At 32.8% G+C, this 18371-nt stretch carries 21 protein-coding genes and 2 pseudogenes; 18 read left to right on the top strand and 5 right to left on the bottom strand.

The window, feature by feature from the left end:
• Positions 1-68 precede the first annotated feature (68 nt).
• The 5 genes from STRUR_RS07375 to STRUR_RS07355 all read left to right on the top strand — a co-directional run bounded on the left by STRUR_RS07375 (position 69) and on the right by STRUR_RS07355 (position 3136).
• On the top strand, positions 69-356 hold the full coding sequence (locus tag STRUR_RS07375) for a PspC domain-containing protein (protein WP_006740298.1): 288 nt from the start codon (positions 69-71) through the stop codon (positions 354-356).
• Positions 357-532: 176 nt separating this feature from the next.
• A complete protein-coding gene (gene hprK, locus STRUR_RS07370; RefSeq protein ID WP_006738643.1) occupies positions 533-1465 on the top strand; it encodes an HPr(Ser) kinase/phosphatase in 933 nt (310 codons plus the stop codon).
• The gene (lgt, locus tag STRUR_RS07365) at positions 1462-2238 is read left to right on the top strand and encodes a prolipoprotein diacylglyceryl transferase (RefSeq protein WP_006739073.1); all 777 of its coding nucleotides are present in this window, start codon (positions 1462-1464) and stop codon (positions 2236-2238) included. The genes hprK and lgt overlap by 4 nt, the downstream gene beginning before the upstream one ends.
• A 20-nt stretch (positions 2239-2258) precedes the next feature.
• Positions 2259-2663, top strand: coding sequence for a DUF948 domain-containing protein (locus STRUR_RS07360; protein ID WP_006738603.1), 405 nt, complete (start codon positions 2259-2261; stop codon positions 2661-2663).
• Positions 2660-3136 (top strand): YtxH domain-containing protein, encoded by a 477-nt coding sequence (locus STRUR_RS07355; RefSeq protein ID WP_006739331.1) that lies wholly within the window; start codon positions 2660-2662, stop codon positions 3134-3136. The genes STRUR_RS07360 and STRUR_RS07355 overlap by 4 nt, the downstream gene beginning before the upstream one ends.
• A gap of 55 nt (positions 3137-3191) precedes the next feature.
• Here STRUR_RS07355 and STRUR_RS07350 read toward each other — a convergent pair whose 3' ends face one another.
• Positions 3192-3479, bottom strand: coding sequence for a DUF3270 domain-containing protein (locus tag STRUR_RS07350; protein WP_006738921.1), 288 nt, complete (start codon positions 3477-3479; stop codon positions 3192-3194).
• A gap of 210 nt (positions 3480-3689) precedes the next feature.
• On the opposite strand from STRUR_RS07350, the pseudogene brnQ reads away from it, so the two are divergent.
• From brnQ to STRUR_RS07330, 3 genes and pseudogenes are all read left to right on the top strand, one after another.
• Positions 3690-5042: pseudogene (gene brnQ, locus STRUR_RS07345) on the top strand (branched-chain amino acid transport system II carrier protein).
• An 84-nt stretch (positions 5043-5126) separates the two neighbouring features.
• On the top strand, positions 5127-6053 hold the full coding sequence (locus tag STRUR_RS07335; RefSeq protein ID WP_006740324.1) for a peptidase U32 family protein: 927 nt from the start codon (positions 5127-5129) through the stop codon (positions 6051-6053).
• A gap of 36 nt (positions 6054-6089) precedes the next feature.
• A complete protein-coding gene (locus STRUR_RS07330) occupies positions 6090-7379 on the top strand; it encodes a peptidase U32 family protein (protein WP_006739812.1) in 1290 nt (429 codons plus the stop codon).
• A gap of 8 nt (positions 7380-7387) precedes the next feature.
• Here the strand turns inward: STRUR_RS07330 and STRUR_RS07325 are convergent, their stop codons facing one another.
• Positions 7388-7717 carry a hypothetical protein gene (locus STRUR_RS07325; protein WP_006740272.1) on the bottom strand — a complete coding sequence of 110 codons (330 nt, stop codon included), beginning with the start codon at positions 7715-7717 and terminating at the stop codon, positions 7388-7390.
• A gap of 116 nt (positions 7718-7833) precedes the next feature.
• Between STRUR_RS07325 and STRUR_RS07320 the strand changes: the two genes are divergently transcribed.
• Positions 7834-8046 (top strand): YdbC family protein, encoded by a 213-nt coding sequence (locus STRUR_RS07320; RefSeq protein ID WP_006739818.1) that lies wholly within the window; start codon positions 7834-7836, stop codon positions 8044-8046.
• A 24-nt stretch (positions 8047-8070) separates the two neighbouring features.
• On the opposite strand, the gene STRUR_RS11750 is transcribed toward STRUR_RS07320, so the two are convergent.
• Together STRUR_RS11750 and STRUR_RS07310 are read right to left on the bottom strand one after the other, a co-directional pair.
• Positions 8071-8214 carry a hypothetical protein gene (locus STRUR_RS11750; RefSeq protein WP_006739449.1) on the bottom strand — a complete coding sequence of 48 codons (144 nt, stop codon included), beginning with the start codon at positions 8212-8214 and terminating at the stop codon, positions 8071-8073.
• Between the two features lie 65 nt (positions 8215-8279).
• Positions 8280-9407, bottom strand: coding sequence for an NAD(P)/FAD-dependent oxidoreductase (locus tag STRUR_RS07310; protein WP_006739852.1), 1128 nt, complete (start codon positions 9405-9407; stop codon positions 8280-8282).
• Positions 9408-9512: 105 nt separating this feature from the next.
• Between STRUR_RS07310 and STRUR_RS07305 the strand changes: the two genes are divergently transcribed.
• The 4 genes from STRUR_RS07305 to STRUR_RS07290 all read left to right on the top strand — a co-directional run bounded on the left by STRUR_RS07305 (position 9513) and on the right by STRUR_RS07290 (position 12973).
• On the top strand, positions 9513-10562 hold the full coding sequence (locus tag STRUR_RS07305) for an ammonium transporter (RefSeq protein WP_006738578.1): 1050 nt from the start codon (positions 9513-9515) through the stop codon (positions 10560-10562).
• A 15-nt stretch (positions 10563-10577) separates the two neighbouring features.
• Complete coding sequence (locus tag STRUR_RS07300) at positions 10578-10940, top strand: SDR family NAD(P)-dependent oxidoreductase (RefSeq protein WP_006740206.1); 363 nt, start codon at positions 10578-10580, stop codon at positions 10938-10940.
• A 39-nt stretch (positions 10941-10979) separates the two neighbouring features.
• Entirely contained in the window at positions 10980-11438 is a 459-nt protein-coding gene (locus STRUR_RS07295) for a Rossmann-fold NAD(P)-binding domain-containing protein (RefSeq protein WP_231288868.1), read from the top strand.
• Positions 11439-11692: 254 nt separating this feature from the next.
• Entirely contained in the window at positions 11693-12973 is a 1281-nt protein-coding gene (locus STRUR_RS07290; protein ID WP_006738992.1) for an SLC13 family permease, read from the top strand.
• 24 nt (positions 12974-12997) lie between these two features.
• Here the strand turns inward: STRUR_RS07290 and STRUR_RS11530 are convergent, their stop codons facing one another.
• Positions 12998-13318, bottom strand: a complete 321-nt coding sequence (locus STRUR_RS11530) for a helix-turn-helix domain-containing protein (protein WP_006738791.1) — start codon at positions 13316-13318, stop codon at positions 12998-13000.
• A 221-nt stretch (positions 13319-13539) separates the two neighbouring features.
• Between STRUR_RS11530 and STRUR_RS07280 the strand changes: the two genes are divergently transcribed.
• The 5 genes and pseudogenes from STRUR_RS07280 to STRUR_RS07250 all read left to right on the top strand — a co-directional run bounded on the left by STRUR_RS07280 (position 13540) and on the right by STRUR_RS07250 (position 18370).
• Positions 13540-14799 carry a four-carbon acid sugar kinase family protein gene (locus tag STRUR_RS07280; RefSeq protein ID WP_006740465.1) on the top strand — a complete coding sequence of 420 codons (1260 nt, stop codon included), beginning with the start codon at positions 13540-13542 and terminating at the stop codon, positions 14797-14799.
• Positions 14799-15956 (top strand): iron-containing alcohol dehydrogenase, encoded by a 1158-nt coding sequence (locus tag STRUR_RS07275; protein WP_006739833.1) that lies wholly within the window; start codon positions 14799-14801, stop codon positions 15954-15956. Before STRUR_RS07280 ends, STRUR_RS07275 begins: the two co-directional genes overlap by 1 nt.
• A gap of 12 nt (positions 15957-15968) precedes the next feature.
• A pseudogene (dapA, locus tag STRUR_RS11330) lies at positions 15969-16865 on the top strand (4-hydroxy-tetrahydrodipicolinate synthase).
• Positions 16866-16869: 4 nt separating this feature from the next.
• Entirely contained in the window at positions 16870-17907 is a 1038-nt protein-coding gene (pdxA, locus tag STRUR_RS07255) for a 4-hydroxythreonine-4-phosphate dehydrogenase PdxA (RefSeq protein ID WP_081479445.1), read from the top strand.
• 16 nt (positions 17908-17923) lie between these two features.
• On the top strand, positions 17924-18370 hold the full coding sequence (locus tag STRUR_RS07250; protein ID WP_006740228.1) for a NanQ anomerase/TabA/YiaL family protein: 447 nt from the start codon (positions 17924-17926) through the stop codon (positions 18368-18370).
• Position 18371: the final 1 nt, after the last annotated feature.

The following is an 18371-nucleotide window of genomic DNA, read 5'->3' as shown; positions in this document are numbered from 1 at the left end:
TTTTTATTTCAAAAAGTTACATTATAATAAAGGTATAGAATGAGAAAATATCATAGAAAGGAAAGACAATGGAACTAACACTTTATAAACAACGAAAAAATAGACTTCTAGGTGGTGTCGTTGCTGGTTTGGCAGACAAGTATGGATGGGATTTAGCATTATCCAGGGTATTAGCAGCTATCTTAATTTATGCAACGACAGGTTTTGGAGTAGTTTTATATGTTCTTCTAGCTATTTTTCTCCCTTACAAAGAGGATTTGATTGCTAAGAAAAATAAAAATCAAAGAGGACCACGTCGTCGAAAAGACGCTGAGGTCATTAACGAAGAAGACAAAGATGACGGTTGGTTTTGGTAATCAAAAACTGACAACATCTAATTTTTGTATGGTCTAATCATTCATCTCTTTAGTAATAACAGGACATCTTAAAGAGAATTTACATGAGTCAAAGAGGTTGTTAATTAGCCTCTTTTTTAAGTATTTCTCGTCGTATCCTAAAAGGACTTGTGATATAATAGTGCAAAGGAGAAATTATGACTGTAACTGTAAAAAAACTAGTTGATAAAGTAAAACTAGATGTCATTTTTGGCGATGATCAGATGTTAAAGCGTGAAATCACTTCCTCTTATATTTCTAGACCTGGTCTAGAGATGACTGGGTATTTTGATTATTATTCACCGGAAAGAATTCAGTTAGTTGGGATGCAAGAATGGTCATACTTAACTCAAATGACCTCTCATAACCGCTATTCAGTTTTAAAAGAAATGTTCAAAGCTGGGACTCCAGCGATGATTGTCTCACGAAATCTAGATATACCTGAAGAAATGCTACAAGCTGCTAAGGAAGAAAATATTATTATTCTTAGAAGTTACATTTCTACCAGCCGTTTATCAGGTGAGATGTCCTATTTCTTAGATGCTTCGCTTGCTGAGAGGACAAGTGTACATGGTGTCCTAATGGATATCTATGGTATGGGTGTTCTTATACAAGGTGATTCTGGAATTGGTAAAAGTGAAACAGGTTTAGAACTGGTTAAAAGAGGACATCGTTTAGTTGCTGATGACAGAGTTGATGTTTTTGCCAAAGATGAAGAAACGCTTTGGGGCGAACCTGCAGAAATTTTAAGACATTTACTTGAGATACGTGGTGTTGGTATTATTGATGTGATGAGTCTTTATGGAGCAAGTGCAGTAAAAGATTCCACTCAGGTTCAATTAGCTATTTATCTTGAAAATTTTGAAGCAGGCAAAGTATTTGATCGACTAGGAAATGATAACGAAGAAATTAATTTTGCGGGTGTCAATATTCCTAGGGTTAGAATTCCTGTTAAGACTGGTCGAAATGTTTCTGTTGTTATTGAAGCAGCAGCCATGAATCATCGTGCCAAACAGATGGGATTTGATGCAACAAAAACCTTTGAAGAACGATTAACACAACTGATTTCAAAAAATGAGGTGAACCAATGATAGATCCAATAGCATTAAAATTAGGACCTATTGAGATTCATTGGTATGCTATTTGTATCATGACCGGACTTATTTTAGCAGTTTATCTAGCAATGAAAGAAGCACCACTTAAAAAAATATCAGGAGATGACGTCCTGGATTTTATTCTTATGGCTTTTCCAATTGCAATAATAGGAGCTAGACTTTATTATGTTGTCTTTCAATGGTCTTATTATTCAAAGCATTTGAATGAAATTATAGCCATTTGGAACGGTGGTATTGCCATATATGGTGGTTTGATTACAGGTGCAATAGTTTTATACGTCTACTGTTATTATAAAGTTATTAATCCTATTAGCTTCTTAGATATCGCAGCACCTGGAGTCATGATTGCGCAAGCAATCGGACGCTGGGGTAACTTTGTTAATCAAGAAGCTTATGGTAAGGTAGTCAACCATCTCAATTACTTACCTGGTTTTATAAAAAAGCAGATGTTTATTGAAGGTAGCTACCGGGTTCCAACTTTCTTGTATGAATCATTATGGAATGTTCTTGGTTTTGTCATTATAATGAGTTTGAGGCATAGACCAAAATTGCTAAGAAATGGGGAAATTACTTGTTTTTATCTCATTTGGTATGGTTGTGGACGTTTTGTCATTGAAGGGATGAGAACAGATAGTTTGATGTTTGTTGGTCTTAGAGTTTCACAATGGCTATCATTGCTTCTAGTTATTCTAGGAATTGTTATTATTATTGTCAGAAGAAAAAAAGATGTCTCTTTTTATAAAGAGTGAGAGATAGAAAAGAGGGTTTTATGAATTTAGTTGGTATCTCATTACTTATTATTGCACTAGCTTTTGTAGCTTTAGTGGTATTTTTAATTATTGTATTGCGTAAAACATCTGAAACAATTGATGAAGTCAAAAAGACAGTCTCTGTTTTGACAAGTGATGTCAATGTAACACTGTATCAAACAAATGAAATATTGTCTAAAGCTAATGTTTTAGTGGAAGATGTAAATGGTAAAGTCTCAACAATTGATCCATTGTTTACAGCTATTGCGGATTTATCAGTGAGTGTTTCAGATTTGAATAATCATGCTCGCCATCTAGGTACTAGAGCATCCTCAGCGACCTCAACTGTTGGTAAAGCAAGTAAAGCAGCGATGGTTGGAAAAGTTGCTTCAAAAGTATTTCGTAAAAAAGGAGAAAAAGCATGAGTAAATTACTAAAATCAGTAATCGTTGGAGCTGCATCAGGTGCAGCAGCTGCTTATTTTATGACAACCGAAAAAGGTCAAGAACTTCAAGCAAAAGCTAAAGCAGCTTATGAAGCTTACAAAGAAAACCCAGAAGAATATCATCAAATTGCAAAAGTAAAAACAACTGAATATAAAGATCTGGCTGTTGATACTTTCAAAGATTACAAATCAAAATTTGACAATGGTGAATTGACAAAAGAAGACATCCTTAATAAAGTTTCTCAAACAGCTGATCAAGTAACACGTTTTGCAACTGAGAAAGTTAACGATGTCAAAGAAGGATTAACAAAATCTTCAGACGATATTGAGTATCATATCAAGTCAGAAGAAAGTGATCCTAAAGAAGATATTATCATTGAGTATCCATTTGAAGAAAAACCTGAAGAAAATGCAGATAAAGAAGATTCAAGTAATATATCTCATAAAAACTAAAAAAATTCCTAGATTTATCTAGGAATTTTTTTAGATGAAAAAAGACAATAAGTGATTATTGTCTAAATGATTTGATGACATGAGATAAGCTAACAGTAACAGCTAGACTTAGTATACTAGCCATTACAAAAGACCAGATAGGTTTAATGTTAAGTACTAGGAAAGCAAATGATATTAAAACAGTGATAATACCAAAAAATGCGATACGAGCGAAGAAAAGTAATTCACTAAGTTTATTGCTATCAGTATTAAAAGCTTGAAATTCTTGAAAACGTGGTTGTGCTTCTTGATTTTCAAGATGTTTTTCTTCTTCATGCTGATGCTGTTTTAGTGGTTCAGACATACCAATCCCCTCTCATTTAAGATACTTAGTCATTCTATCATAAATGGTGAGGTTTGTCACTTGTTTTTTTAAAAAAATGTCTAAAAAATGAGATTTTTTTTTGATATTATTCTTTTGATTTAACATAAGAGAGATTATTAAAAAAATATTGTTTATCAGTTCTGTTTATGGTATCTTTGTATTAATTTTAATAAAGATTGGAAATGATAAATGAAAAAACATTTGACAAAAAAAGAGACTATTTTTATGTCTTCAATGCTTTTTGGCCTTTTTTTTTGGAGCTGGAAATCTTATTTTTCCATTACACATGGGACAAGAAGCAGGTAAATCAATTATTGGAGCGAATTTTGGTTTTTTAATAACAGGAATTGGTATTCCACTACTAGGCATCATAGCTATAGGATTATCAGATACAGATGGTGTGTTCGGTATATCAAAAAGAGTTGGGCATGGTTTTGCTTACTTTTTTACAGTAGCCTTATATTTCGTTATTGGTCCATTCTTTGCTTTACCCAGATTGGCTTCGACATCTTTTGAAATAGGAGTATCTCCATTATTATCTAAAAATATGCAGTCCCCAGCTCTTGCTATCTATAGCCTTCTCTTTTTTGGCCTGGCATGGTATTTATCAAAAAAGCCAGGAAAATTAATTGATTATATTGGTAAATACTTAAATCCTATGTTTTTAGGTCTGTTGGCTGTCTTATTAGTGATTGCTTTTTTACATCCCTTAGGACAAATCAATCAATTTAATAGTCAAAGTGCTTATGAAAAAAGTCCAATTTTAACAGGATTTATACAAGGATATAATACATTAGATGCCCTAGCAGCATTGGCATTTGGTGTTATTATCGTTAATACTTTGAAGTTAAAAAATATTGAGACAAAAGCAGCTATTGCAAAAGAAACTTGTAAATCTGGAGTAATCACTATTATTATGATGGGAATTATTTACACTTTATTGAGTTTGTTAGGCACTCTAAGTTTAGGGAAATTTGCCATTTCTGATAATGGTGGTATCGCATTAGCTCAGCTTTCTCATTACTATTTGGGTGATGCTGGAAGCATTTTATTGGCAGGAATTATTATTTTAGCTTGTTTAAAAACAGCAATTGGTTTAATTACGGCCTTCTCAGAAACATTTGTTGAACTTTTTCCATCAAAATCTTATCTTTTTTTATCACCATAGCTAGTTTCTTGTTAGGTTTATTTGCAAATGTTGGTCTTACCAATATTATTGCCTTGTCATTACCGGTTTTGATGTTTATTTACCCATTAGCGATTATTTTGATTGTATTAACTATTGTAGATTACTTCATAAACCTAAACAGAATTGTTTTTGCTGTGACTATCTATACTACTCTGTTAGCAGCAATTTTTGATGGTTTAAATGCTTCACCAAAAATGATAATATCAAATGAATTTTGTCAACAGTTATTACATTTTGCTAAGCATTATATCCCTTTATTTAATATAGGTATGGGATGGGTCCTACCAGCTCTGATTAGTTTTTCTTTTGTTTTTTCTTATCAAGTTTTTTTCAAAAATCAGGAACAACACTAAAGTGTTGTTTTTTTGCTAACAAAAAATTTAATATTTATCAAGAAATATGCTTAAAAAATCTGAAAATCTGATATAATGAAGTTTATGGAAAGAATAATTATAACAGCTACAGCTGAAAGCATTGAACAAGTGAAATCATTATTAGCTATTGGAGTGGATCGCATTTATGTTGGAGAAGCTGATTATGGCTTGAGATTGCCCCATAATTTTACATATGAGGAATTGAGAGAAATTGCAAATATGGTTCATGCTGCAGGCAAAGAATTAACGATTGCTTGCAATGCGCTCATGCATCAAGGAATGATGGATACCATTAGACCTTTTTTGGATTTTTTGAAAGAAATCCAAATTGATTATCTTGTTGTAGGGGATGCAGGTCTCTTTTATATCAATGAAAAAGAAGGGTATCATTTTAAATTAATTTACGACACATCAGTTTTTGTAACGTCTAGTCGTCAGATAAATTTTTGGGGGCAACATGGTGCTGTTGAGTCAGTCTTAGCTAGGGAAATTCCATCAAAAGAATTGTTTGATATGGCAGAAAATTTAGAATATCCGGCTGAGATATTAGTTTATGGTGCTTCGGTTATTCATCATTCAAAACGGCCACTTTTGCAAAACTATTATCACTTTACCCATATTGATGATGAAGTTAGTAGAGAACGTGGTTTGTTTTTAGCAGAGCCTAGTGACAAAGAGAGCCATTATTCCATTTATGAAGATAAACATGGTACCCATATTTTTATTAATAATGATATTGATATGATGCAAAAATTAGATGAATTAGTAGAACACCATTATTGTCATTGGAAATTAGATGGTATCTATTGTCCAGGTCAGCATTTTGTTACGATAACTAAATGTTTTGTGGAAGCTCGTGAATTGATTAATAAAGAATTATTTACAGAAGCTAAAGCAAAAGAATTAGATCAAGTGATACACGAAAATCATCCACTTGGTCGTGGTTTAGACACAGGATTTTTTGATTTTGATCCTAAGACAGTCAAATAGTTTTTTTAAAAAAGGTAGTAAAAGAAGGGTTTCACAATGTCAAATAAATATAAAAAAAGACCAGAAGTGTTATCTCCAGCAGGAACACTTGAAAAATTAAAAGTAGCTGTTGACTATGGTGCAGATGCTGTCTTTGTTGGTGGTCAAGCTTATGGATTAAGGTCTAGAGCCGGAAATTTTTCAATGGAAGAAATGCAAGAAGGCATAGACTATGCTCACGCTAGAGGAGCAAAAGTGTATGTTGCGGCAAACATGGTAACACATGAAGGAAATGAAATTGGCGCAGGACAATGGTTTAGAGAACTAAGAGATAGAGGATTAGATGCGGTTATAGTATCTGATCCAGCTTTAATTGTCATTTGTGCGACAGAAGCACCTGGTCTTGAAATTCATCTTTCAACTCAAGCATCATCAACTAATTTTGAAACTTTTGAATTTTGGAAAGAAATGGGCTTAACTCGTGTTGTTCTAGCGCGTGAAGTAACGATGGATGAATTAGCCGAAATCAGAAAACGAACCAATGTTGAAATAGAAGCATTTGTACATGGTGCGATGTGTATTTCTTATTCAGGAAGATGTGTATTGTCAAATCACATGAGTCATCGTGATGCAAACCGTGGTGGCTGTTCCCAATCTTGTCGTTGGAAATACGATTTATATGATATGCCATTTGGGACAGAACGAAAATCACTAAAAGGTGAAATTCCTGAGGAATATTCGATGTCAGCTGTAGATATGTGTATGCTTGAAAATCTGCCTGATTTGATAGAAAATGGTGTTGATAGTCTTAAGATTGAAGGACGAATGAAATCAATTCATTATGTATCAACCGTAACGAACTGTTATAAAGCTGCAGTTGATGCTTACATGGAGAGCCCAGAAAAATTTTATGCTATTAAAGATGACTTAATTGATGAACTGTGGAAAGTAGCTCAACGAGAACTGGCAACAGGCTTTTATTATCATACGCCAACTGAAAATGAACAGTTGTTTGGGGCAAGACGAAAAATACCGCAATATAAATTTGTAGGTGAAGTCGTTAGTTTTGACTCAGACACAATGCGTGCAACCATTAGACAACGAAATGTTATCTTAGAAGGTGACCGAGTTGAGTTTTATGGTCCAGGATTCAGACATTTTGAAACCACTATTCAAGATTTACAAGATGCTGAAGGGAATCCTATTGAAAGAGCTGCTAGTCCAATGGAATTATTAAGGATTACACTGCCAAGAGCTGTAAAACCAGGTGATATGATCAGAGCTTGTAAAGAAGGACTTGTCAACCTCTATCAACAGGATGGAAGAAGTAAAACAGTTAGAGCATAAAAAGAGACTCAAATAAGAGTCTCTTTTGTTGTTTCTTGAGTTTTCTTAATTGTTTGAGGAATTGGTGTTAAGCGATCAATTTCATAAATAGAAATAATATTGGTAACATTTTCTTGAAAATTTTGAAGAAATAATTTGCCTTCACTTTTATCAAATTTCAAAATTTGGCCTGAAAAACTTGTATTATTAACAATAACATGAATAGCGGTTTTTTCTATTTGAGCTTTTTCAATACTGTGTAATAATTGATTAGCTTTTAGGTTTATCTCTTTTGGTTTTGGATTTGACTCAATAAAATCCAAAAGAATGGCTTTTACTTTCTTAAAAATAGTTTTCATAGTGTTTTTCCTCAAAAATTGATAGAATAATTATATCTTATTTTATAAAAAAATGAAATTGAGATTGTATGGATAAGTTGAATTTAAATTCGAATAATACATTGAAAGGAGATTTTATGGCAGACTTTAAATTTAATATTGAAGAACATCTCTTAACTTTATCTGAAAATGACAAAGGCTGGACGAAAGAGTTGAATCGTGTTAGTTTCAATGATGCTGAAGCTAAGTGGGATATTCGTACATGGAGCCCAGATCATAGTAAGATGGGAAAAGGTATCACCATGACAAATGACGAATTTCAAAAAATGATTGATGCTTTTAGAGAATAGATGAGAAATGAAGTAGCTTTGTGTCTACTTCTTTTTTTGTTTAAGATAGTCCGAATAACCAATAATACCAAAGATAAGAGCTAAAACGACAAAAATATATTTTTGACTAATGAGACCATAAGTTAAAAATATAAGACCTGATAAATAACTAATGTAATATCTTTTCATAATAATCCTTTTATCAAATGATATCACTAGTATAACATAAATAAACAAGATATTTTGACATTTGACTAACAATCACACGAGACAGCACAACATGATAAATCATCTAAAAACATATGATTATCTCTGTAAGTAGCTAATTCTTCTTCATCTAAGCTCCAATGTTCCCTTTTAGCTATTTCAGCAATAATCGGAGCTAGTCTTTGTCTAAATTTGTATATATAACAAAAAATCACATCTTTTTGACGAACACTTGGACCAATTAAGAATATATTTTTATGAATGGTAGATTCATCGTTTTCGGTAAGAAGAGGGATATCATTTTCTTGATATTCAAATAAAGAGATACCATTAATATTATGAACACAAGATTTAAAGCCAGTAGCTAAAATTGGACGGTGTTTACTATAAGCAACATTACCATCATCAAATATTACACGATATTGGTCATCATCTTTTTCAATGGCAGTTGCTTTTTTGGATTCAAATAAATGAATATTGAAATCTTTATTTGATTGAATATGTTTTAGTCTTTCTTTTGTAATCGGAGATAAAGAAATGCTTGGGTCTGGTGCAGTTTCGCTTTTGCCAAATGAACTTGTGTAGAGGCTAACTTCATTTCCTAGATAAGCTAAATGAGTCAAGGCATCACACCCACTTTCATTTCCACCGATAATGATAAATGACGAGTAAGATTTAACATGGAAGGAATCAACTTCACCGTAGTGCATACCAAGCTCAGCACCTTTAATACTAGTTTTATTGGGATTTTGAAATTCACCTGTTGCCATTATTAAATAACAGGCTAAAAACTGCTCTTTATCAGTTGTAACGAGATAGTCATTACCAACTTTTTTGATATCTTTTACCAGTGTCTTAGTATTAATAGGTAATTGATAATTTTGGGCAACTAAACGCAGGTATTCGGCATATTCAAGACCTGAAAGGTGCTCTTTTTCAAATGTGAAAGCAGGTGAAGTATCAGGAACGACAGCGTTGATATCTGGGAAACCAAAACCATTTGTTGTAAAAGATGGAGTAATAAATTGTGTTGTTTTTGGCCATTTTATAAAACTATCTCCAATTTGGCCTTTTTCTAAAACAAGAAAGTTAGAAATGTTAAAGCGTCTTAATGCACAAGCCATTCCAATACCAGAGGCACCTGCTCCAACGATAATAATGTCATATTTTTTCATGAAAACACTCCTTGACAATTGTAAAATCTTAGGTTAAAATACTTAACTGGTTAACATTATTAAAGTCTAACAGAATTCAATTTATTTGTAAAGAAGGAGAGAATGATGTTTTTATTTATTTGTGTATTAGCTATGTGGCTAATGATTTTTGGAGTTGCTTTTTTTTATTTTGGGGCTCTAAAAGTAGAATTAACAGCTAAACTCATTTATCAATTTACCTTATCTATTTTGCTGACAACTTTGATTTGGCTGTTAGGAATGTATTCATTAACGTTTCATGGTCATTTTAGCTTTTTATTTGATAGTAAAGAATCATTATCATTTATGTTAGATGCCTTATTTCAGTTATGCTTTTGTTTATATGCTGTGGTTATGTTAATTGGTGCTGTCATTGATAGAGTAACCACAAAAGAAATCTTAATGATTGTTGCACTTTGGGTTATTTTTGTTTATTGCCCATTGGCTTATCTGATTTGGAATAAATCAGGTTTATTAAGTCAATTAGGTGTCTTAGATTTTTCTGGTGGTATGGTTGTTCATTTATCAGCAGGATTGTCAACTTATGTTTTGGCATTTTTAAGAGGGAAAACTCATCATGTACATAATAAAATTAGATATGAATGGTTATTTCTTGGAATGATTTTAGTAACTTTTGGTTGGTTTGGCTTTAATGCTGGACCTGTAGGACAATTAAATCAAAAAGCAAGTCAAGTCTTAATTAATACCTTAATAGCCATATTATCTGGTGGTTTTTCGTGGGGAATTCTTTCTTATCAGAAATATCAAAAAGAAGATTGTACGGCTTTGTTAAATGGGATGGTTGTTGGCTTAGTAACAAGTACAGCTGGTGTTGGCTTTGCTAATGGCTTTCAAATGCTAATCATTACTAGTGTTTCATCTTCTTTAACTTATCTATTGACAATTAAACTGAACCAACTTGCTCACATTGATGACGTTGTTGATTCATTTTCTATGAATGGTCTAGGTGGTTTATTTGGAAGTATTGGAATTTGTCTTTTTTATCCCAAAGCATTTGGTGTCCAATTACTAGCTATTTTGCTAACTATTTGTCTGTCTTTCATTGTGACATTTATGATTGGAAAGGTATTTTTCAGGAAATATAAAGAAAAAAGTGATAGACTGATAGCATCTTAATTATTGAGTGTGACTATGAAAACCTATATTATTACAGGTGCTAATTCTGGACTAGGACTTGAAACTGCTGAAAAAATTGTCAAGTCGGGAAACCATGTGATACTAGCTTGCCGCAATTTAGAAAAAGGACAAGAGGCACTTGAAAAAATAAGACAAGATAGTTCTAATGGAGAGGTTACTTTAAAACAACTTGATTTGGCTTCTTTTAAATCCATTCATGCTTTTGTAGAGGATTTAGATAGCTTAACGTTTCATGGTCTTGATAATAATGCAGGTCTTTCGGCACAACATTCAGGCCTTTCAGCAGATGGTTACGACATTGTCTTTCAAAGTAATTACTTAGGCCATTTTCTATTAACGTTATTGCTCTTACCTTAAATGGCAGAAAAGTCTAGGATATTAAATATTCCTAGTGATATGCATCAACCACCAAAAGAGGAATTAGTTTGGAATGGGGTATCACAATTAGCTTATCCAGAGGATACTAAAACACCATATAGATATTACTATTCAAAATTATGTCAATTGTATTTTACTTACGAACTATCACGTTATTTAAAGAGTGATTCAAGAAACATAACAGTTGCGGCTTTAAATCCAGGATTTATGTCTGAAACCAATTTAGCAGGTGGTAAGATGACACAGGAAAGAGCTGACTTTGTAAAGATAAACATGCTAGATCGATATGGTACCTTGAGTAAATCTTCTTCTGCGGCAGCGTCGCTAATAACAGAACCACAATTTGAATCAGATGTAGCCTACTATTATGACCGAGGAACTGTGATTGCTCAGTCCTCACCTTTATCTTATCATTTAGAAAATGCTAAGGAATTATGGCAAGAAAGCCTTAAACTCTGCAAGCTAAATGAAAAATAAGGGAACTTGTTAGTCATTATGATTTTTTTAAAGCTTCAAATTTTCTTTTAATTTTATAGATTTTCAATCCTCTCTATTTTAGAGAGGATTTTATTGTCCAAAAATGTAACAATAAATTGAGATTCTTATTATTTGCATTTATTTTTTTATTTTGTTTAAAAATGTAACAAGTTGATAATAGTTAGATATAGAATGCGCTTTCATACTGTGCTAACATGTAGATGAAAAAAATAATAAGAAATGAGGGTATATAAATGACTCTAAATATGTATTTAGCATTAGGTATTCTAATTCTAATGATTGTAATGATTATGTCAGATAAATTTGCCTTTAGAGCACCTCCAATATTTGCGTGTCTAATTTTGGTTTTAACTGGATTATCTACTGTTAAGGAAGCATTTGCAGGTTTTATTAATCCTAGTGTTGTTATGGTCGCAGGTTTTATGGTGGTGATGGCAGCACTAATGAAAACAAGCTTTATATCCAGGGTACAAACAACTATGATAAATTTAGTTGAAAAGGGAGGATATAAATCATATGTGCTTTTACTAATTGTTGTAATGTTAGGTGCAAGTTTAGCTGGTACTGGTGCAACAGGTTATTATGTTTTAATTTTATCACTTGTTTCTACTATACCCTATAATAAGAAGTTACCTACCTCAAAGCTAATGATGCCACTTGGTTTTGCAACAAATCATCCATTAATTCCTATTAATGTTGCTTTAACTTTTGGTCTTACAGTTGAAGTGCTTCATTCTAGTGGGTGGTCTGGTAATATTTCAATTATTAAATATTCTATAGTGAATTTGGTTTTATCCTTAGGATTCTTAATTTGGAGCTTGGTTGCTTATAGATTATTACCTGATCATCCAATACTTGATGATGAAGAAGATGAAGCTTTTAAAGATCAAGATGTTGCGGTTTCAATGATGACACCATCTAAAGAAAAATTAACAATTGCAATGTTTGCTATCAGTGTTATTGGTATGATGATGAATCAACTTGGTGAAATTGCTTATATTGTCCCTGGACTCTGTGCTGCTGTTCTATTATTTGGTGGTGCTTTGGATTTTAGATCCGTGAGAAATAATATGGGAGCGCCGGTAATTCTTATGATGGCAGGTGTTATTGGTGTAGCAGATGCCTTAGCAAATTCAGGCTTTACTGCACTTATAGGTAGAGTAGTTGCTCATTCGATTGGTAACAATATAAACCTTTTTTTACTTGTATTTTTATTAGCATTTTTGACTAGTACTTGTTCTACGTTTACAGGTTCAAATATGGGATCAGTATTTATTTTTGCACCTATTGCGATCGCCACTACAATGAGTTTGAATTTGGATCCAACTGCTGCAGCGGTAGCGGTAGTTATATCAGGGTGGAATGGTGGTTATATGCCAGTTGATGGTATGCCAGCCATGATATTGGGTATGGGGAAATATAAACTTCCTGAATTCTGGCTTTATTCTTTTCCAATGTATCTTATTAGATTGATCTTTCTAACAGTTGGTTCAGTATTAATATTTCCACTCTAAAAAACCTATTAAAAATAGGTTTTTTTATGTGTTTAGATATCTCCAGAGTGTTGTACGACTTATTCCAAGTTGTTTTGCAGTTTTTGTTTGATTCCCATCATTTTCAGCTAAAACCGTTTTGATAATATCTTGATTATAATCAAATAGTGTTTTTTTTGAATTATAATTTTTTATAGTATTTTCAGATGCCTCTGAGTTAATATGTAATTGATATTTAATTATTTCTTCATTTAAAATTTTAGTGACTAAGTATTCAGAAATATAGTACCCTGGACTTTCAATTATTAATTTTTTAACATCTTTTTCGAGCTGATTAAAATTTTGAAACCATTTAAAGTTATTCATTAATGAGAATGCTTTAGGATCAAATCCAATAATTGAAGTATTCAGTTCTAAATTGAGCCTATTTATTAATATTGTAATTATTGAAGAAAACTCATTTTTTCGTTCATTTAATGAAGGAGAATAGATGTCACAAATTTTTAAATTATTAATTATGTTTGAAAGATTTTGAGACTCTGTTGTTTTATCTAATACAGAATATGTAAAAATCAAGGAGGAAGGAAATGTTAAAATTATTAGTTACTGCTGATGATTTCACTGGGGCTCTTGATACAGGTGTACAATTTTCTAAAGAAGGTGCCAAAGTATTAGTAACAACTAATAAACATGTGAGTTTTGAAGAGATAAAAGAACAATTTGATGTTATTGTTATTGATACAGAAACAAGACATTTATCTCCAGAAAAGTCATACAATATATTAAAATCAATTTTTGCAAAAACAAAAAAAATTGATATTACTAATATTTATAAAAAAATTGATTCTGCTTTAAGAGGAAATATTTCTAGTGAAATTAGAGCATTAACTGATGTTTTTGATAAAACAATAATATCGATGGTACCTGCTTATCCAGAAATAAATCGAACAGTAGATGAAGGAATATTATATATAGAAGATAAGATGGTTTCTCAGAGTGTATTTTCAAAAGATCCTTATGAACCTGTCTTAGAATCAAATATTTCTAAGATATTAGAAAAAAGTCAATTAAAATCAAATATTCGTAATCCAGATCAGGATCCTATCGAAGGTTGTATAAATATCTACAATACTAAAATAGAAAAAGAACTTAGTATAATTTCAGATAATTTATTCTTTAGAGACGAGACTTCTAAAATAGTTATAGGTTGTGCAGGTTTTGCAAAAAATTATGAGAAAAAACTCTTTCTAGAAGAGGTGATAGAGGATTTGAATTTATATTCTACAAATTCTTTATTAGTAATGAGTGGATCAGTTAACAAAGTAACTAAAGATCAAATATTATTTGCAGAAAAGAAGGGGAATTATAGACTTTCATTAACTGATAAGCAGCTACTAAATAGTAACTATTGGAAAACTGATATTGGGAAAAAAGAAGTTGAATTATTTTTAAATATTCTTAAAAAAAATTCAGCTATAGTTATGTTTGACACCTTTTCAAATGAGACAATTGAAAAGATATCTAATTATAAAATACTTAACAATTTGTCTGAAGAGGAAATTAGAACTAAAATTGGACAATCGTTGGGTCAACTTACTAAAATTTTACTTTCAAATGGTATTGATAGAACAATACTTTTCACAGGAGGAGATACACTTTATCAAGTAATGACCATATTAAAAATAGATAGTCTTATACCGATTTCAGAGATAAGTCAAGGTGTCGTTCATTCACAAATAATTTTTGAAGATAAAATCGTGAACGTTTTAACAAAATCTGGAGGTTTTGGATCTAAGGAACTTTTAATAGATTTAAATAATATTGTAGAACAAAAAGGAGTGAAATAATGTTAACAGATTATAGTTTGAAAATGCCAAGAAACGTTCTTGCAGGAGAACATGCACTTGAAGATATAAAAGATGTTATACCAGAGTCAACCAATAAAATTGTAATTTTCACAGATAAAGGTATTATTAAAGCTGGTTTAGTTAATCTAGTTGAAGAAGTTTTGAATAATTTAGGGCTTAATTATAAAATCGTATCTGATATTCCAGCAGAACCAACTTATCATCAAGTTCAAGAAGTAGTCGATCAATTCAAAGCAGAGAAAGCAGATTTTATTGTAGCAATAGGTGGTGGGTCAGCTATGGATACTGCAAAACTTGCTTCTATCTTATCAACAGATGATTACGGTGTTAAAGATTTATTAGATAATCCACTTTTAGCGAAAAAACAAGTTTCTAGTTTATTGATACCTACAACGGCTGGAACTGGTTCTGAAGCAACTCCAAACGCGATAGTTTCTGTTCCAGAAAAAAACCTTAAAATTGGAATTGTGAATCCTGATATGATCCCAGATTTTGTGGTTTTAGATGCTAGATTTATAAAAAATCTACCAGCGCGAATTGCTGCTGCACCAAGTGTCGATGCTATGTGTCATGCAATTGAATGTTTTACCTCTAAAAAACGTAACCCATTTTCAAATTCCTTTGCTTTAGAGGCTTTTGATTTAATTTTTAATAATATTATTGAAGCTACCCTTAATCCAGAGGCAATGGAAGCTAAGAAAAAAATGCTCATCGCTGCATTTTATGCGGGTGTAGCGATTACTGCTTCAGGAACAACTGCTATTCATGCCCTATCTTATCCATTGGGGGGTAAATATCATATTGCTCACGGGGTATCAAATGCAATCCTCTTAATGCCAGTGATGAAATTTAATGAGCCTGCTATTAAGGAATATCTAGCGGAAGCATATGATCGTGTTGTTCATGATGGAGATAAAACACTAAGTGTAGATGATAAGTCAGCTTATATTATTCAAGAAATGGATCGCATTGTTGATGTTTTAGAAATTCCGAAAAGTTTGACTGAATTTGGTGTCCCAAAATCTGACTTAGAAGAATTAGTTGCTTCTGGAATGGAAGTTCAACGACTCTTGGTTAATAATATGCGTGAAGTCAGAGCAGATGATGCTCGTCAAATCTATCAACAAGTATTGTAAAAAGGAGATAACATGGTTGAAATTAAAGGAATTATTACCCCAATTATTACCCCGATGAATGAAGATGAGTCAATAAACCTGGAAGAATTTCGTAATCAGGTTGATCGATTGATTGACAGCGGTATCCACGGAATTTTCGTCTTCGGAACAAATGGTGAGAGCTATATCCTCTCAGAAGAAGAAAAATTAACCGTTATTCAAGTTGCGGTAGAACAAGCAGCAGGTCGTGTTCCTGTCTATGCATGAACGGGTCTTAATGGGACGAAAGAAACCATTCGTTTTTCCTTGAAAGCAAAAGAATTGGGCGTGGACGCTTTGTCAATTATTACACCAGGATTTGCAGCCGCTTCACAAGATGAATTGTACGAACACTTCAAAACAGTAGCAGAAACAGTAGAATTACCAATCATTCTTTACAACATTCCAGCCCGTACTGGTAACGTAATTGCTCCTGCAACAGTTGGTAAATTGAGTCGCATTCCAAATATTATTGGTGTCAAAGATTAAAGTGGGAACTTTGATAATATTCTCCAATACATCGAGCAAACAAGAGATGCAGAAGATTTCGTAGTTCTTTCAGGTAATGATTCTTTGATTCTGTGGACACTTCTCGCAGGTGGTACTGGTGCTATCGCCGCTTGTTCAAATGTTTACCCATACACATTGTCACAAGTCTATGAACAATTTGTTTCAGGGAACATTGAAGAGTCCCGTCGTTACCAAGATTCTATTCGATCTTTCCGTAATCTCTTCAAATTTGGGAATCCAAATACTATTGTTAAATATGGTGTTGCAGAATTAGGATATCCTGTAGGAAAAGCACGTGCGCCATTTAATCATTTGTCTGTCGAAGGACTTGAAGCTCTTCGTCAAGTTTTGAGTGAAAATAATGAAAAAGGGATGAAATAGGAGGATAAAAAATGACAAAAAAATTATTGGGATCACATTAGGAGACCCAGCAGGTATTGGTCCTGAAATTGCTATTAAATCATTTACAAAAAAAGAACTATATGATCGTTGTAAACCATTACTAGTGGGTGATCAATCAGTTGTTCGTTTCTATTTAGAAAAACACTCAGCGACCAACTTATCGATTAATGTTATCGAAACCCCTTCTGAAGGACGTTATGAATTCGGTACAATAGATATGATTGATTTAGGAATTGTTGATATGGCTACTTTCCAAATTGGTCAAGTATCTAAAGTAGGTGGTGATGCTGCTTTCCAATATGTAAAGAAAGTTATAGAATTGGCTTTGGCTGGAGATATCGATGCCACTGTAACCAACCCATTGAATAAAGAATCAATGAATTTAGCGGGACATCATTATGCTGGTCATACTGAAATTTATGCTGACTTAACAGGGACTGAAAAGTATACGATGATGTTAGCTGATGGTAATCTCCGAGTTGTTCACGTCTCTACACACGTTTCTTTACGAGAAGCATGTAATCGAGCAACAAAAGAGAGGGTATTAGATGTTATCCGTATTGCTGATAAAGCTTGTAAGAACTTAGGTATTGAAAATCCTCGTGTTGCAGTTGCAGGCTTAAACCCCCACTGTGGAGAAAATGGTCTTTTTGGTACAGAGGAGATTGAACATATTAATCCAGCTGTTGAAGAGGCTAAGGCAGAAGGGATCAATGTATTTGGTTCACTTCCAGCGGATACACTCTTTTCGAAAGCTAACGGGGGTATGTATGATATTGTCGTTGCAATGTATCATGATCAAGGGCATATTCCATTGAAGTTACTTGGTTTTGTTTATGATCAAGCAGCAGGTGCTTGGCAAGCTGTACAGGGGGTTAATATTACACTAGGTCTACCAATTATTCGGACTTCAGTTGATCATGGAACAGCCTTTGATGTGGCAGGAGACTGGTCAGCTAGCGAAGTTAGTCTTGAAAATGCCATAGACTATGCGATAAAACTAGCAGAAAATTCTAAATAACAGAAAGGTCAAAGATATGATAATTGACCGTATAGAACGCTTGGTTAACTACCAAGCTATTCTTAAAAATATTAATAAAGCGCTTTCTAAAGTTGACGAACTCGAAAGTTCTTGTGAGGAAGGTGTTCGCTATCCTTTCGAAGGCGGATTTGTCTTCTTCCAAAAAGGTCAAACAAAAGCAGTTGCTGACTCACAGTTTGAAGCACATAAAAAATATATTGATGTTCAACTTCTTCTAGAAGGTGAGGAATGGTTAGGTTTATCAGACCATAATGAGGTAACAGTAGCTACTCCTTATAGTGAAGAAAAAGATGTTGAAAAATATTATGGTGAGACGCTACATTCTATGAAAGCCAGTCGAGGAATGGCCTACGTCTGTTTCCCTTGGGATGTCCATAAAGCCGTTTTTCATATGGATCAAACAAGTCAGTTTACAAAAGCTGTTATTAAATTAGAAGTATAAG

This window comes from Streptococcus urinalis 2285-97 (assembly GCF_000188055.2).
Classification (GTDB): Bacteria; Bacillota; Bacilli; order Lactobacillales; family Streptococcaceae; genus Streptococcus; species Streptococcus urinalis.
Note: the sequence above shows the minus strand (reverse complement) of the source record. Positions and strands in the feature narration are given on the sequence as shown.

Coding starts and splice junctions, on each gene's coding strand:
- STRUR_RS07305 (WP_006738578.1), top strand. CDS start 9,513: ATGTTTTTATTTATTTGTGTATTAGCTATGTGGCTAATGATTTTTGGA.
- STRUR_RS07330 (WP_006739812.1), top strand. CDS start 6,090: ATGTCAAATAAATATAAAAAAAGACCAGAAGTGTTATCTCCAGCAGGA.
- STRUR_RS07310 (WP_006739852.1), bottom strand. CDS start 9,407: ATGAAAAAATATGACATTATTATCGTTGGAGCAGGTGCCTCTGGTATT.
- STRUR_RS11750 (WP_006739449.1), bottom strand. CDS start 8,214: ATGAAAAGATATTACATTAGTTATTTATCAGGTCTTATATTTTTAACT.
- STRUR_RS07320 (WP_006739818.1), top strand. CDS start 7,834: ATGGCAGACTTTAAATTTAATATTGAAGAACATCTCTTAACTTTATCT.
- STRUR_RS11530 (WP_006738791.1), bottom strand. CDS start 13,318: ATGAATAACTTTAAATGGTTTCAAAATTTTAATCAGCTCGAAAAAGAT.
- STRUR_RS07250 (WP_006740228.1), top strand. CDS start 17,924: ATGATAATTGACCGTATAGAACGCTTGGTTAACTACCAAGCTATTCTT.
- STRUR_RS07355 (WP_006739331.1), top strand. CDS start 2,660: ATGAGTAAATTACTAAAATCAGTAATCGTTGGAGCTGCATCAGGTGCA.
- hprK (WP_006738643.1), top strand. CDS start 533: ATGACTGTAACTGTAAAAAAACTAGTTGATAAAGTAAAACTAGATGTC.
- STRUR_RS07360 (WP_006738603.1), top strand. CDS start 2,259: ATGAATTTAGTTGGTATCTCATTACTTATTATTGCACTAGCTTTTGTA.
- STRUR_RS07375 (WP_006740298.1), top strand. CDS start 69: ATGGAACTAACACTTTATAAACAACGAAAAAATAGACTTCTAGGTGGT.
- STRUR_RS07275 (WP_006739833.1), top strand. CDS start 14,799: ATGTTAACAGATTATAGTTTGAAAATGCCAAGAAACGTTCTTGCAGGA.
- STRUR_RS07295 (WP_231288868.1), top strand. CDS start 10,980: ATGCATCAACCACCAAAAGAGGAATTAGTTTGGAATGGGGTATCACAA.
- STRUR_RS07290 (WP_006738992.1), top strand. CDS start 11,693: ATGACTCTAAATATGTATTTAGCATTAGGTATTCTAATTCTAATGATT.
- STRUR_RS07325 (WP_006740272.1), bottom strand. CDS start 7,717: ATGAAAACTATTTTTAAGAAAGTAAAAGCCATTCTTTTGGATTTTATT.
- STRUR_RS07335 (WP_006740324.1), top strand. CDS start 5,127: ATGGAAAGAATAATTATAACAGCTACAGCTGAAAGCATTGAACAAGTG.
- STRUR_RS07350 (WP_006738921.1), bottom strand. CDS start 3,479: ATGTCTGAACCACTAAAACAGCATCAGCATGAAGAAGAAAAACATCTT.
- lgt (WP_006739073.1), top strand. CDS start 1,462: ATGATAGATCCAATAGCATTAAAATTAGGACCTATTGAGATTCATTGG.
- STRUR_RS07280 (WP_006740465.1), top strand. CDS start 13,540: ATGTTAAAATTATTAGTTACTGCTGATGATTTCACTGGGGCTCTTGAT.
- STRUR_RS07300 (WP_006740206.1), top strand. CDS start 10,578: ATGAAAACCTATATTATTACAGGTGCTAATTCTGGACTAGGACTTGAA.